The following is a 14,720-nucleotide window of genomic DNA, read 5'->3' as shown; positions in this document are numbered from 1 at the left end:
TCCGACATCAACAGAGCAGAAGCCTTTTTTAAGATTTCCTTCTCTAATTCAAGGCGTTCAATTTGCTTCTTCAATTCACGAATTTCACGTTGCTCAGGCGTCATAGGCGCTGCCTGCGGGGTTTTCCCCGCACGTTCTTCTCGCAATTGTTTAACCCATTTGCCCAGCGTTGAATAACCAACGCCCATGGCTTCGGCCGCTTCTCTATTCGTATAACCCTGATCAACTACCGGTTGTGCTGTTTCCAGTCTGAATTCAGGGCTGAAATTCGGGCCTTGTTTCTTTGTCATTTTGTCACCTAACTTTCTAATGCCGCCATCATAGCAGCTCTAATTAGATGGCCAAATTCAGTATGCCACTACAGCTCAAATCGTCATCCCGTTTTGATCATTGACGGTCATGACCTTGCTGTATCCACTGCAAACAAAGATCCCGAACCATTTGCCATATCGAGGTTTTTGATGAATGACACGCCCACACTTTGCCAATCCGCCAGGGGAAAATCTGAGACGCGCGCCATGAAACAGCCCCTTCACCTGCGTTTGTTTTTACCGGTTAATTGTCAATTTTGTGAACTGTTTCGCAACCATATTTCTAGCATAAGCCAAAAATAATCCGTGTAAAGAAAGGCACCATGAACGGTGATTATTGACATGTGAGAGGGATAGTTATGCCTTGCGACACCATGAAAATCATTGAAGATGAAACACCTCTGGTGGTTAACAGCGAAACGGTTTCAGGAGAAAAAAACATGAGTACAACACTGGTTATGCGCAGAATGCCTGAGTTTGAACTGGATGCTTATGATGCAGCGTCAGGCCATTACACCACGGTTTCCAGCCAGCAATTGCAGGGCAAATGGGCCGTGGTATGTTTTTATCCGGCAGATTTTACCTTTGTATGCCCAACCGAAATTGCGGCCATGAATGCCCATCTTGACGAGTTGACCGCCCTGGGTGTGGTGGTAGTCCCCATCTCCGGTGATACCAAGTTCAGCCATAAACGGTTTGTGGAAACCGAGCCGTTACTGAACCACCTCAAACTGACCATGGGCGCTGACAATACCGGCAATGTGGCGCGCAAATTCGGCGTCTGGAATGAACAGGAAGGGGTTGCCCTGCGCGGCCGTTTCATCATTAATCCTGACGGTGTGGTGGTCGCGGAAGAAACCGTGGCTGACAGTGTGGGTCGCAGCGTGGTGGAACTCATCCGCCAGATTGAAGCCTGGCAGCATGCCTACCGTACCGGTGAAGTCTGCCCGGCCAATTGGCGCAAAGGCAAAAAGACCCTGCCGGTAAACACGGATATGGAAGAGATGACAGGCAATGTGGGCAAATACGTCACCCTGGAAGAAATTCTGGCCTGATGCCGTAACGCCACGTATCCGAAAATGTGAGATGGCAGGTTTCAGGCACAAAAAAACCGACGTGATGTCGGCCTGTTATCTCACTAGGAGATGGTACCAGAGGACGGACTCGAACCGTCACGCTTTTAAGGGCGGGGGATTTTGAATCCCCTGTGTCTACCAATTTCACCACTCTGGCACATATTTTATGTACTGCATGTCGCTTGCCGTTACAGGTAAGCTTCAGTACGGACGGCATTATACCTAGGCATTCAGCAATCGCAAGCGCTTTCAGAGGCTCCGAGAGAAAATGTCATTCAAATGCTTAATTTTGCAACACTTGCCTCCGATACACACCCAACTTGCATCCACGATGAAGGGATTTTCGCTTGTTTGCTCGCAAAGATAAGGATCTGGGCAGTGTCGCACTGGTGATAAAAAGTTGATCTGGCGCCAAACTCATGGGGCATTTTTTCACGTTAAGCCTCGTTTCAGACTTTTTATTGATCGTGATCAGCTTATGCCGTCCCGTTATTGGTTATTTTTTAGCTGGCTTTACGCAAAAAGGAAAATTCGCAGGATGGTCGCGTCTATCCCATGTTGCGGGTCATCTCCCCAGTAGCCTTTACACAGTGGATTCCTCAGCTGTCTGTCTGTGGAAAGAGTGGAAGCCAAGTAAGGCTTAGTTTCAGTATTTCTTCTAACAATAACGCACTGAAGTGATTTGGGCAGCATGATGCTGCCCTTTTTATTTGCCCACTAAACCATCATGCAAGGCTCAAGCGGCATGTTTGCGCACCTGCGCCAGATTATTGATGAATTGCGGCCTGGCGTTGATTAACTGCTGCATGGTTTCCTTGCTAAGCTCACCTGCCGGTAAGCGCAGTACGCGACGGTTAAGGTATTTACGCGCTTTCATGGAGATTTTGAAATCAGCAGTCGGGCCCTGGATGGCGTAATGCCTTTCGTTACCGATGCACTGCAGTATGTGGGATTTCTGTAAGCCCTGTACTACCAAATCGTCTTTAGGCATGGTGAGCACTGAGCTGCCCTGCAGAAAAAACTCCCGCAATAATGCCCGTTCAGTGGGGTCCAGCAGGTGGATTTTTTCTTCAATGGCCTCATCAATGCGCCGGGATTGCAACTGGGCAATGGCTTCATCCAGCAGAAAATTGACAATCAAAGCGCCGATATAGGCCAAAGCACACAGCAGCCCCAACCCCAGATAATGAGCATTAGCGGCCACCCACGCATCCAGGCTGACAAGATGCAATAACGGCGATGGCATAAATAATAGTAACGTTGTCAATAAGATACTCCACAACGCCAATTTCAGTAACAGTCCTTTCATATGCATTCTTTTCGGTAGCGTCCATTTGAGTTGCTTCATGAAAACACCCGGTGTCAAAAACCTAACCATGGTGTTTGAGCAAGCAAGTCTGATGCCATTTTTCAAGGGCCGTCAATCACATGGCAGGGGAACCCGTTACCGCTCGGCAAGCAGGAAAAAAGGGGAATGTCCGTCATACAAAAATGCCGGCAATCAAGCCGGCATTTAACGTGTATCCAGGGGTCAGGCGTAACGCTGGGTGGTCAGCTTGGCGATGTTGATAATCACATCCACGGCTTTTTCCATGGACTCCAAACACACGAACTCATGCTTGCCATGAAAATTATGGCCGCCGGTAAACAGGTTAGGACACGGCAGGCCCTGTGACGACAAATGGGCGCCGTCGGTTCCGCCCCTGATGGGTTTCACATCCGGCGAAACACCGGCAAGCTCCATGGCCCGCTGGGCAATATCAATGATGTAAGGTGTCGGCATCACCGCTTCTTTCATATTGAAATAGCTGTCGGTGATGACCACCTTCAAACTGCCGCTGCTGAGTTCATCATTGTATTTCGCCACCAGATCCTGCAGCCATTGTTTGCGCTGGGCAAACTGCTGCTTGTCAAAATCGCGAATGATATAAACCAGCTTGGCTTCTTCGGTGCTGCCTTCCATGGAAACCAAATGGAAAAAGCCTTCATAACCACAGCTGTGCTCCGGGGTATCGTTAAGGGGCATTTTGGCATGAAAGCGGCAGGCCATGGTCATGGCGTTGACCATTATGCCAAAAGCGCTGCCCGGGTGGCAGGCATTACCATGGGCGGTGACCACTGCGGTCGCGCCATTGAAGTTTTCAAATTGCAGTTCGCCTATCGGGCCGCCGTCAATGGTATAAGCCCATTGCGCACCAAAGCGTGCGTGATCAAACCCCTGAATGCCCCGGCCGATTTCTTCATCCGGCGTAAAACACAGGGAAATTTCACCGTGAGGGATTTCTGGATGCTGCAACAAATAGTGCATGGCCGTGACGATTTCAGCAATGCCGGCTTTGTCATCTGCGCCCAGCAATGTGGTGCCATCTGTGGTGATAAGGGTCTTGCCAAGGTAATGCAGCAGCTCGGGGAATTGCTCTGGCGACAACTGTTCAGTGTCACCCAGCGGGATGACCTGCCCTTGATAGTCAGGGATAATCTGCGGCTTAACCCCTGCACCGCTAAAATCGGGTGCCGTATCCAGATGGGCCAAGAAGCCAATTACCGGCGTACCTGATACCGTCGCAGGCACTTTGGCATACAAACAACCACTGTCACTGAGGAAAACATCACTGAATCCCAGCGCTGTCAGCTCTTGCTGCAGGGCCATTGCCAATTGCCTCTGGCCACGGGTACTGGGCGAAGCCGGATTTTCAGGATCCGACTGAGTGTCTGACTGAACGTAGCGTAAAAATCGGGTAAGTAGCGCTTTTTGCATAGTTTTTCATGTCACTCTAGTGCAAGAAAGTGGCAGCATTCTAGCACAAGCCCCAGTGCTACATTAGATTTGGATCATGTTTTGGAGAAGGATTTAAGCCGCCGTTTGTGCCAATTTGCGCAACACGCAGCTCACCGCCACAAAGCCAAAGGTGCCGGTTACCGCGGTAACTGCGCCAAATCCGGCAGAGCAATCCATACGCATGCTGCCGGTGACCCTCTCTTTGCTATTGCACACACTGCCATCGGGCTGGGGGTATTTCAGCTGTTCGGTTGAAAATACCGCATCCACCCCAAAACGCCGCTGGGGATTTTTACTGAAGTTGTATTCCCGCCGTAAAAGATTGCGCACTTTTGCCAACAGCGGATCCTGAATGGTTTTGGCCAAATCGGTAATGGCCACCTGTGTCGGGTCAATCTGACCACCGGCACCCCCTACGGTCACCAAACGCATTTTGTGACGGCGACACCAGGCTATCAGCGCCGCTTTGGGTTTTACCGCATCAATGCAATCCACCACATAATCAGGAGCCTGCTCCGGCGGAAGATGCTGCGGGAGATTATCGGCATTGATGAAGTCTTCTATTTCTGAAACCTCGCAAAGGGGATTGATTTGCCGTATTCGCGCCGCCATCACCGCCACCTTTGACTGCCCAACCGTTGCGGCCAGCGCATGAATTTGCCGATTGGTATTGGTCACGCACACATCATCCAGGTCCATCAGGCTAATATGCCCGATGCCACTGCGGGCCAGTGCTTCTGCCACCCAGGTGCCAACCCCCCCCACCCCAATCACCATCACATGGGCAGTGGAAAAAACACGCAAGGCGTTAACGCCGTAAAGTCTGGCAATGCCACCAAAACGCTGTTGGTAAGCATCGGCTTCTATTATTGCTGCTGACAAGGTACGATTCCTGACTACTGCTGGTTAGCTGTTGTTATGGCGTAATAGCGGTTGGCCACTAAGGCGCCTTTCCAAGGGTGGTGACCCAGATCACTATTGATATTTTTGTAATTATTTCACGAAAATGAAATCCATGCCGCATATTTATGATAAATCATGCTGCAACATTAAGATTTTATTCAGTAAATATTTTTAATATTTCAAAAAACCAAGATTTACCGTTAATTACCTAAATACCCCGCTCATACGGGATACAGAAAGGCATACTGATAAGCCGTTGTGTGTACCATGATCACACAATAGCTTAATTGAAAAACAGCCATTGTCGCTTTTTAATGATGAATTGTTGTTTTTGCCATTTTTTTGAAAAATTTACGTGATAACGGCACATGAAATGTGATTGTGATCACAATATAAAAACATCAAAACTGCAAGAATTTGCGCAGCTTTATCCTGAGCAGGACGCTCGCGATTAGCCCAGAAACACAGAACACAGAAAGCAAAACCATAATGAATGGAATAGAACTTAGGTTCTAGGGAGCACATACATGAAGAAAAGTTTTATCTCTGCGTCAGTAGCTACTGTTCTGGCAGCTGCATCTTTTGGTGCGTTAGCTGATAGCCCAAAAGTTTATGGACGTGTAGACCTGTCTGTAACTAACACCGAAACCGGCGCCACACTGCAAGGCGGTACTAACGGCGTAACTGTAGGTGAAAGCGGTACTTACATCGAAAACAACTTCTCACACCTGGGTGTAAAAGGTTCTGAAAAGATTGCAGACGGTGTTGAAATGCTCTACCAGATGGAATTCCAGGTAGAAAACACTTCTAGCAAGGGCGATACTTTCAAGGCTCGTAACACCTACCTGGGTGTTAAGACCAATGCCGGTACCGTACTGGTTGGCCGTAACGACACTGTATTCAAGCAGGCTGAAGGCGGTATTGATGCGTTTGGCAACACCAACGCCGATATGGACCGCATGCTGACTGCCCAGACTCGTAGCGCCGACGGTTTCTGGTACTACTCTCCAAAAATTGCTGACATGCTGACGCTGAATGCCACTTACCTGGTTGATGACAACAACAGCACTGACGGCAGCCTGTACGCCCTGAGCGCTACTCTGGGTGACAAAAAACTGAAAGCACAAAACTACTACGCAGCTGTAGCCTATAACAAAGGCATCAGCGGTGTAGATGCATACCGCGCCGTTGCCCAAGTTAAAATGGGCGACTTCAAACTGGGCGGTTTGTTCCAGAACGCTGAAAGCGTTGCCAACAACGACGTTGACGGCAACACTTACATCATCAGCGGTGTTTACAACCTGAACGGCGTTAACCTGAAAGCTCAATACGGTTACGACGATGCCGGTTTTGGTAAATACTACAAAAACATCGGTGGCGTTGCTGGCGCTGATGACATCAGCGTAACCAACTATAGTGTGGGTGCTGACTACCGTGTAGCCAAGTCTACTCTGGTATACGGTCACTACACTCACTTTGAAGGTGACTTCAAAGCCGCTGGTGCCAAAGTTGATCTGGAAGACGACAACGTATTCACCGTAGGTGTACGTTACGACTTCTAATCCAGTTTCTGGATGCCAGAAAAGGCGACCCTAGGGTCGCCTTTTTGTTGTATGTTGCCCAGTGCCAACATCATGCACCGTTATGGCATAACCACCGGCCAGCGCCAGATGCAGCGGCCTGAACATTGACCGCCACAGTACAGGCCATAGCCGCTGCCTTAAAATTTGGCCAGGGTGGCCTCCACTTTGCGCAGCCAGCTACAGTTGTCACATTCACACTTGCGCCGAGACAGATGATGCGGCGTTAAATGGGCATCCACAAAATCCACGGCTATCAAGAGCTGCTGTTTCAGCTCCTCTATGGATTTTTTTTCCAGTGCCACCAGATCATCATTATGATTCATCCAGATGCACTCCATCCCCTGATGGCAAAAAATGCACTGTTCATCAACGGCATTATAAAAACCTGAATGAGGACAATGGCGTAGCTCCATAGACTGGATCACTCTGGGTCTAGCATATTCAAATAGCGCTATCAGTTCGCGCTTGTCAGGCTCCAGCATATTCTTCTCCCCACCAAGAGCTGTCCATGACCGCAGAGTACCTCCGCATGTTTTCACCATTCTTGATATATATCAAAGTGCCCGAAAATTGGATGGGGTAGGAGCACACAAATCTGATATAGATCGCGCTTATATACACTTGCCCCACTGCCGGAGTGTTGTTTAAATGACATCAATGCCCCGCACTTTGCAGGAGCCTGCCGTTGCCAGCACCTGAATTACAACACTTTTATATTTCAGAAGAGCAATCCGTATACCTGCTCAAGGCCAATGACGCCCGCAAGCACCGCGCCTGGATCCGCCTGTGCCGGCAACAATTGATCAAACTGGGTTATGAAGCGCCGGAGCTGATAGGAAAAGGCGCCTATGGGTTTGTGTTTGCCGGACGCAACCGTCATGGCACCGAACACGTGTTCAAATTCTCTCGGATGACCCTGCCCCAGCATATTCAGGACCGGCTGGAGGAGGAAGCCTTTGTCTTATCCCAAGTGCACCACCCCAACGTGCCGGCCCTGATAAAATTCCAGCGGGTGGGACGCCAGGGCATTATGGTCATGGCACGGGCCTGCGGGCAGGATTTGGATCAGCGCTGCCGTCAACAGGGGGCGTTGCCAGTACAGGAGATTATCAGTATCGCCCGGCAACTGGCGGATTTATTGTTATACCTGCGCCAAGGGCGGCCACTGGTGCATGGCGATATCAAACCGTCGAACCTGGTATATGACCCAAAGCAGGACAAGCTGTCCCTGATTGACTGGGGTTCTGCCGTTTTTGCCCAACAAGATGCCGACGGGCAACCCACCAACTGCAATGTGCTGGAACTGCTTTCCAGCGATCAGCAACATACCAATGCCAGAATGGGCGATGTGTATTTTATTGGTGAAGAACAGCTCAATGGCGCCCTCTCCAGTCCGCGTTTTGATGAACAGGGGGTGGCCGCCACCCTGTACGCGCTGGCCTCCGGACAAGCCAGCCGTTTTGGCTCCAAAGTGATCCCGCCCACCAGCCTGGGATTACCCGTGGAGCTGGCACGCACGTTAAGCGGCATGCTCAGCGACGATCCGTTGCTGCGCCAGCGCGCCGGCGACTATTTTCTGCGCAGCATGCGCTACAGCCATTACCTGCTGTTGCCATCCATCCCGCCGGTGGAACTTCAGGGCGACATTCCGGTATGGGTGCAAACCCACCCCAGGGATGTGGAAACCGTCAGTTATAGCTCCCGCAAATCCTTTTTACGCTCCCATCAACAAGATGGCGAGCAGCAAGCGCCTTTCCCCGATGATGTGCAACTGGAGAAATACTACCGGAACTTTCTGGCGGGCATGGGAGATACGGAAAAAGGCTTTATCGCCGCAGTGGGACGTCTTGGGCAATATCCGCTAGTGGGGGGATTGGCCATTCACTGGCGCGAACAGGGGGTATTCATCGACTCGAATCTGGCGTTGCATGATGCCGCATTAAAACCGGCGCTGCTGCAGGCGGTGAATAACATGGTGACCCTGGCTCGGGGGATTACCCATCTTGGCACTTTCAAGGCCTGTTTTTTCAATGCCAAAGACACATTGCATCTGGAGCGTAACAGTGAGGCGGAGGCTTTTCACCGGGATGCAGGGCAGCAACTGCCGTTTGAGATTGGCGATGTGCCCACACTGGAAGATCAATCCCGCTGGCACTCCTATTTTGAAGACGGCAAAGACCCGGATGAAAACCTGGAGCTGCCACGGGAAATCATGGCGGAGCTCACCCGGCTCAACCAGATCCATCACACCGGCTGCATCATCTTCGAGGCGTTGCCCACCCACCTGAAAATCCACAGTTATCTGCGGCTGCTTAATCCGCGCAAACAGGCGCAGTTTCGTGCCTGCCTGGATCGCATCCTGTTGCATGTGGATAAAATCCAGGGACAGGGGGTTTCCGGTTTCATGAAATTACCCTATAAAAACACCCGGCAATTCTCTCACCTGCAACAGCGGCCAGAGCGCTTTTATCCCCGGGATCCCAGAGCATCCCTGCATCATCATCACAAGGGTTCTGCCACCCAACCACGCTAAAGCGGCGAGTCTGGCTGGCACTCCCGTTGCCACTTGGGCATCAGCGTTTGGGTATCCATTCGTTCAGCGTTTCAAACAGCTCATTAAGCATAATGGGCTTGGTGATGTGGGCGTTCATCCCGGCTTCCAGGCTTTTATCCTTGTCGCCGGACATGGCATGGGCGGTCATGGCGATGATGGGTAACTGCTCGGCGCTGTACTGTTTGCGCAGCTCCCGGGTGGCGGTCAACCCGTCCATCACCGGCATCTGGATGTCCATCAACACGGCATCGTAGTGTTGTGCCGACACCATGGTCAGTGCCACTTTACCGTTTTCCGCCACCTCCACCTCGTAACCGCCACTGCGCAACAGTTCACAGGCCACCTGCTGGTTAATCAGGTTGTCCTCCACCAGCAACACCCGGCCCCGGCTTCGGTCACTGTCGCCATCACTTGGCGGCGCTTCGTGTACCGCATTGGCTGCTGGCGCCTCACAAAATGCCGCGATGATTTCGTTAAACAATGCTGACGGCTTGAAGGGTTTTTGCAACAAGGCAAACACCTGGGTATCGCCCAGTTCCTGCAACATGGGTTCAGCGGCATAGGCGGTCATCATAATCACCACTGGCCGTTTTGCCAGTTGGCCGCTGGCCAGCATTTCATCCATGGCCTGCAATACCTGATGACCGTCCATCTGGGGCATTTTCCAGTCAAGCAGCAGCAAATCAAACGGCTGGGCCGAGAGCTGTTGCAATGCCGCTTCACCCGTGGCGGCGGTGGTCACATCAAAATGAAAATCCCGCAGCTGGGAAGCGTAAATCTGCAAGGCAGACGGATTGTCATCCACCACCAGCGTGCGCAAGTTGTTAAGGCCTTCCGGCACCGATAACGGCGCGCTGGGCTCACCTTCTGCCAGCTCAAAACTCACGGTAAAGGTAAAGGTACTGCCAACGCCTGGCTCGCTATGTACCTGCAAATCGCCGCCCATCATGGAGACCAGATGCTTGCTGATGGACAACCCAAGCCCGGTGCCGCCATATTTGCGGGTGGTGGAGCCATCCGCCTGGGCAAACGCGTCAAACAGCTGCAGCTGTTTGGTTTTTTCAATGCCGATGCCGGTGTCCCGCACCCAGAATTTCAGGGTAATGCGCTGATCCCGCTCACCCACATCCTCACAGCCCAGCTCGATTTCGCCTTCAGCGGTAAATTTCACCGCATTGGATAACAGATTGACCAGCACCTGCCCCAGACGCAACGGATCACCGTTAAGTACCAAACCGGCGGTCACCGGTGCATACAGCAATAATTCAATCCCTTTTTCCTGGGCCTTGAGGGTATTGAGATCCAATGCGTGTTCCAGAACCTTATCCAGCTGGAACGAGACTTTTTCCAGCTCCAGTTTGCCGGCCTCGATTTTGGAGAAATCAAGAATGTCGTTGATGATGCGCAGTAGCGACTGGGCCGAAAAACCGGCTTTTTCCAGATAATCCTGTTGCTGGGCTGTCAGGCTGGTGCGCTGTGCCAACTGCAACATGCCGATAATGGCGTTCATGGGCGTGCGGATTTCATGGCTCATGTTGGCCAAAAACTCGCTTTTGTAAAGGTTGGCCAGTTCCGCATCCTTTTTCGCTTCCAGCAACGCCAGTTCCGTGCTCTTGTGGCGGGTGATGTCCTTGTTGGTGCCAAGCATCCGCTTGGGCGCACCGTGGCTGGTGAATTCCACCACCTGCCCCCGGGACAGCAACCAGTGGTAGTTGCCGCTTTTACCCAACATGCGAAACTCCACTTCATAGGTGCCCTGTGGATGTTGCAGGTATTGCGCCCGGCTTTCCTGTACCCGTTGCCGGTCATCGGGATGGGTCAGATTGTCAATGGTGGAGACCAATGCCGGAAACGCATGGGCACTGTAGCCCAGCATGGTGTAAAACGAGGGGTTGCAGATGATCTGCTCCGAGTCCAGATACCAGTCCCACAAGCCGTCTTCCACCGCATCCATTGCCAGATGGTAGCGCTCCTCGGACAGACGCAGCTGCTCGGCAGACTCATATTCCCGGGTCACATCGCGCCACACCACAATCAGCCCCTGCAGTTCGTTGCGGCGATTGTAAAACGGCAATTTGAGGGTATCGAGCAACACCGGGCGGCCGGAAAGCTCTACCTTTTCCTGATAACGCAGCGGGGTGCGCTCCTGCAACACCTTGGCATCTTCATGGCGGATGCGCCGGGAAAGCTCCGGCGGGGTCAAATCGTAGTCCGACAAGCCAATCATTTCACTTTCGGTATACCCCAGCACCCGCTCGGCAGCCTTGTTGCATCCCAGATATTTCCCGTCTTTATCCTTGAAAACGATGGCCTCGGGAATGGAGTCCAGCAGTGATCGCAGCAGCGCAAACTCCTGTTCCCGGCGCTCGGTGGTTTCCCGCAGGCGCTCGGTACGCCGTGCCACCAGCTTGTCCAACCGTTTGTTCTGCTCTGCCAGATGCTTGGTATATTGCTGGTTTTCATCAAAAATACGGCTTACCAGCTGGAACCAGGGCAACCAGTCGCGGTTAATGCTGGCAGGCGGCTCTCGGGGCGACTGGGAGCAGGCTTCCAGATGGCTTAACAAACGGGAGGCGGGACTGACAAAGGAGCGGCGGGTTTGCCAATGTACGATGGTGACCAGAATGGACAGCGCCAACACCACCAGAAAAAACGTGGCTTTGAGCTTTTCAAACGAGTCGGAAAACATCTCATCCACGTTTTGCAAATACAGCAAACGCCACGGCGCGTTATGCAACGCCACCGAGTAGATGTAATAGCCGTTACGGATCATCCCTTCATGGGCATCAAACAGTTCAGACTCCGGCAGTGAGTGCAGCTCTGCCGGAATGCGCTGGCTGATGTGGTACACCCGGTTGATGCTGGAGGTGTCAAAATCGCTGTGGGACAGGATGTTGTTGCCCTGATCCAGCAAAATCACGGTGCCGGGCATCTTGAAATAAAGCCGGATTTGCCTGGCCAGTGATGCCAATGTCATGTCCAGATTGATGGAGCCGATAAAGTTGTCTTCCAGATAGATGGGCACCCCGAGGGTGGTCAGCAAGCCATTACCGGCAGAGTCCACATAGGCTTCACTCCAGAACACGCTGCGCTGGGGGTTCATCTCCGGCGCCGCCAACTGGAACTGCTTGCGGTGCAATAACTCATCCCGAAAACGCACATCATCCGACGGCCAAGGGTAATAGGACATCATCCGCCGTTTGGAGATGTAATAGATGGCCGAGGCCTTGGGGGCGGCCTCTTTGGCCACCGGGAAGGAAAGGGAGAGCTCGAACAGCATCTCCAGCTCCTGATAGAACTTGTCGCTACGGCCATCCAGCGCCCCGATGCCGGTGATGCGCCCCATATTGGTAAAGGGCTCGCCACTTTTGGCATAGGTGGGTTCCAGGGTAAAGTATTGACCGCTTTCGTTGAATTTTTCGTATTGGGGGAGGCGGTCCTTGCGTACCTGCTCCGCCAGGCGCAAATGATCCACGGCGATGTCCCGCAGGCTTTTCACCGCACGAATGCTGGACTCCAACAACAGGTCAATCTGCATCACATGCCGGTCTACCTGCTCTTCGCGCAGTTGCATCTGCTCGCTTTTTTGCCGCTCGTAAAATCCCCAGGCGGTGAGCAGCGCCAACACAATCACCCCCATGTAGGTGTAAAACACCGCACGGTTGTAATTTTTCTGAATGGGCGATTTTAGCTGGAATTCAGGTTCTGTTGCTTTCATCCATTACCTTTGCATGACGGCTGCCACCCGGGAAACCGCTGGAAAATCTGCCGAACATGATAGCAGTTTACGCCTGAAAACAAAGGACTCCGAAGAGTCCTTTGTTGGGCGACGGCAAGGTGAATCCTTACAGTTGCTCTTCGGCAAACTCCGCCAGGCGGGAACGTACCACACCGTTAAGGTAGATGTTGGCACTGCCTTCAAACTGTTTGAAACGCTCCACGATGTAAGTTAACCCTGATGTCACGGCGGTCAGGTAATTGGAGTCTATCTGCGCCAGGTTGCCACAGCAGATAAGTTTGGTACCCTCGCCCATGCGGGTAATCATGGTTTTAATCTGGGACGCGGTAAGGTTCTGGCATTCATCCAGCAATACCACGGAATTCTGGATGGAACGCCCTCGCATGAAGTTGATGGATTTGAACTGGATGTTGGCCTTGTCCATGATGTAATTCAGTGACCCGGACGGATTGACATCATGCTTGTGCAGCACTTCCAGGGTATCGGTAATGGCCGCCAGCCACGGCGCCATTTTTTCCTCTTCGGTGCCGGGCAGGAAACCGATGGATTCGGCGATTTCCGGGGTGTTACGGGTGACAATCACCTTGTCATACTGATTGCGTTCCACCACCAGCTCCAGTGCCGCCGCCATGGCCAGCAGGGTTTTGCCGCAACCGGCGGGGCCGGTGAGGATCACCAAATCGATATCCGGATCCATCAGCGCTTGCAGCGCCATGCCCTGATAAATGTTTTTCGGCCTGACCCCCCAGGCTTCCATATTCAGCAACCGCTCCCGCCCCAAATCCAGCACGCTTAGGGTGGTGTCGCTGCGACCCACCACCCGGCCACAGAAATTGGAGTCCTGATCCAGCAGGTATTGGTTGGTGTAAAAAATGTCATCGCCCAAATCCGCCAGCGGCACATCATGCACGGTTTGGCGACCGTGGCGTTCGGTGGCCACCCGCTCCATATGTTCCCAGAAGTTTCCGTCAAATTCATGGAATCCCTTGGAGAGGAAGCGGATATCGTCAATCAGCTGATCAGTGCGGTAATCTTCCACCATCAGCATGCCGGCACCTTTGGCTTTAAGGCGCATGTTGATGTCTTTGGTGACCAACACCACCGGCCGTGGCTGGTGCAGCTGTTGCAAGTACAGGGCAGTATTGATAATGCGGTTGTCGTTGTTGTCGCCCGGCAGGGCGCCGATGGTGAACTCTATCTGATGATCGGGGAAAATGGACAAAGAGCCGGTGGCATCGCTGTGGCCTTCACGCGCCGGCAAGGTAACGCCGTTGATAATCTGCTCCGGGGTAATATCGCCGCCCAAGGTGTCTTCCAAAGCCCTGATGGCAACGCGGGCATCCCGGCTCACATCCCGCTTACGGTCTTTAATCTGGTCCAGCTCTTCCAGCACCGTCATGGGCACCACCACGTCGTGTTCTTTAAACGAGTAGATGGCTAAAGGTTCATGCAATAAAACATTGGTATCAAGTACAAACAATTTTCTGTCGTCTTGCTCCATAGCGCCTCCATAAGCATCATTGCATATGTCTTGTATAGTGTGTCCGGCGGGTTACGCTGGGCTAGCAGATAAAGAGGCTCCTGTAGTTAGGTGGGTGAAAAGCGTTCCCCGTGACAGGTTTGATTTTTATACTGTCACCATTACTGTGGGATGACAATCGCTTCCTGACATTATTTTTAACAAGCCATTCACATAGCCATCCAAAGGTGGCTGCTATTGTGCCAACTAACTAACCGGCAAACGTTAGCGCGATTGGTATTATAATCGGTTTGGT

The 14,720-nt window shown here is 52.1% G+C and carries 11 protein-coding genes and 1 tRNA gene; 4 read left to right on the top strand and 8 right to left on the bottom strand.

The features are described 5' to 3' along the window. Window positions 1-290, bottom strand: a 290-nt coding sequence (locus ACIDEJ_RS14965) for a transposase (protein WP_411988863.1), incomplete at its 3' end; no start/stop codon positions are given. Between the two features lie 461 nt (window positions 291-751). Between ACIDEJ_RS14965 and ACIDEJ_RS14960 the strand changes: the two genes are divergently transcribed. Beyond that, entirely contained in the window at window positions 752-1,366 is a 615-nt protein-coding gene (locus ACIDEJ_RS14960; RefSeq protein WP_411988862.1) for a peroxiredoxin, read from the top strand. 91 nt (window positions 1,367-1,457) lie between these two features. On the opposite strand, the gene ACIDEJ_RS14955 is transcribed toward ACIDEJ_RS14960, so the two are convergent. Together ACIDEJ_RS14955 and ACIDEJ_RS14950 are read right to left on the bottom strand one after the other, a co-directional pair. Continuing rightward, a tRNA-Leu gene (locus ACIDEJ_RS14955) sits at window positions 1,458-1,544 on the bottom strand. A 579-nt stretch (window positions 1,545-2,123) separates the two neighbouring features. Further along, entirely contained in the window at window positions 2,124-2,735 is a 612-nt protein-coding gene (locus tag ACIDEJ_RS14950) for a superinfection exclusion B family protein (RefSeq protein ID WP_411988861.1), read from the bottom strand. On the opposite strand from ACIDEJ_RS14950, the gene ACIDEJ_RS14945 reads away from it, so the two are divergent. Then, the gene (locus ACIDEJ_RS14945) at window positions 2,734-2,904 is read left to right on the top strand and encodes a hypothetical protein (protein ID WP_411988860.1); all 171 of its coding nucleotides are present in this window, start codon (window positions 2,734-2,736) and stop codon (window positions 2,902-2,904) included. The two genes, ACIDEJ_RS14950 and ACIDEJ_RS14945, sit on opposite strands and share 2 nt — an antisense overlap. Window positions 2,905-2,918: 14 nt before the next feature. On the opposite strand, the gene pepT is transcribed toward ACIDEJ_RS14945, so the two are convergent. Further along, window positions 2,919-4,145 carry a peptidase T gene (pepT, locus tag ACIDEJ_RS14940; RefSeq protein ID WP_411988859.1) on the bottom strand — a complete coding sequence of 409 codons (1,227 nt, stop codon included), beginning with the start codon at window positions 4,143-4,145 and terminating at the stop codon, window positions 2,919-2,921. Window positions 4,146-4,238: 93 nt separating this feature from the next. Next, window positions 4,239-5,048, bottom strand: a complete 810-nt coding sequence (gene tcdA / locus ACIDEJ_RS14935) for a tRNA cyclic N6-threonylcarbamoyladenosine(37) synthase TcdA (RefSeq protein WP_411988858.1) — start codon at window positions 5,046-5,048, stop codon at window positions 4,239-4,241. A gap of 548 nt (window positions 5,049-5,596) precedes the next feature. Between tcdA and ACIDEJ_RS14930 the strand changes: the two genes are divergently transcribed. After that, window positions 5,597-6,631 (top strand): porin, encoded by a 1,035-nt coding sequence (locus ACIDEJ_RS14930; RefSeq protein ID WP_411988857.1) that lies wholly within the window; start codon window positions 5,597-5,599, stop codon window positions 6,629-6,631. A gap of 158 nt (window positions 6,632-6,789) precedes the next feature. Here the strand turns inward: ACIDEJ_RS14930 and ACIDEJ_RS14925 are convergent, their stop codons facing one another. Then, a complete protein-coding gene (locus tag ACIDEJ_RS14925) occupies window positions 6,790-7,134 on the bottom strand; it encodes a hypothetical protein (RefSeq protein WP_411988856.1) in 345 nt (114 codons plus the stop codon). A gap of 203 nt (window positions 7,135-7,337) precedes the next feature. Between ACIDEJ_RS14925 and ACIDEJ_RS14920 the strand changes: the two genes are divergently transcribed. Continuing rightward, window positions 7,338-9,185: a protein kinase domain-containing protein gene (locus tag ACIDEJ_RS14920; RefSeq protein ID WP_411988855.1), complete on the top strand. Its 1,848-nt coding sequence runs from the start codon at window positions 7,338-7,340 to the stop codon at window positions 9,183-9,185. Between the two features lie 40 nt (window positions 9,186-9,225). Here the strand turns inward: ACIDEJ_RS14920 and ACIDEJ_RS14915 are convergent, their stop codons facing one another. Both ACIDEJ_RS14915 and ACIDEJ_RS14910 read right to left on the bottom strand, forming a co-directional pair. Continuing rightward, the gene (locus tag ACIDEJ_RS14915) at window positions 9,226-12,924 is read right to left on the bottom strand and encodes a response regulator (protein WP_411988854.1); all 3,699 of its coding nucleotides are present in this window, start codon (window positions 12,922-12,924) and stop codon (window positions 9,226-9,228) included. A 127-nt stretch (window positions 12,925-13,051) separates the two neighbouring features. Then, window positions 13,052-14,446 (bottom strand): PhoH family protein, encoded by a 1,395-nt coding sequence (locus ACIDEJ_RS14910; RefSeq protein WP_411988853.1) that lies wholly within the window; start codon window positions 14,444-14,446, stop codon window positions 13,052-13,054. Window positions 14,447-14,720 lie beyond the last annotated feature (274 nt).

Source organism: Shewanella mytili, from assembly GCF_046765975.1.
GTDB classification, from domain to species: Bacteria; Pseudomonadota; Gammaproteobacteria; order Enterobacterales; family Shewanellaceae; genus Shewanella; species Shewanella mytili.
Note: the sequence above shows the minus strand (reverse complement) of the source record. Positions and strands in the feature narration are given on the sequence as shown.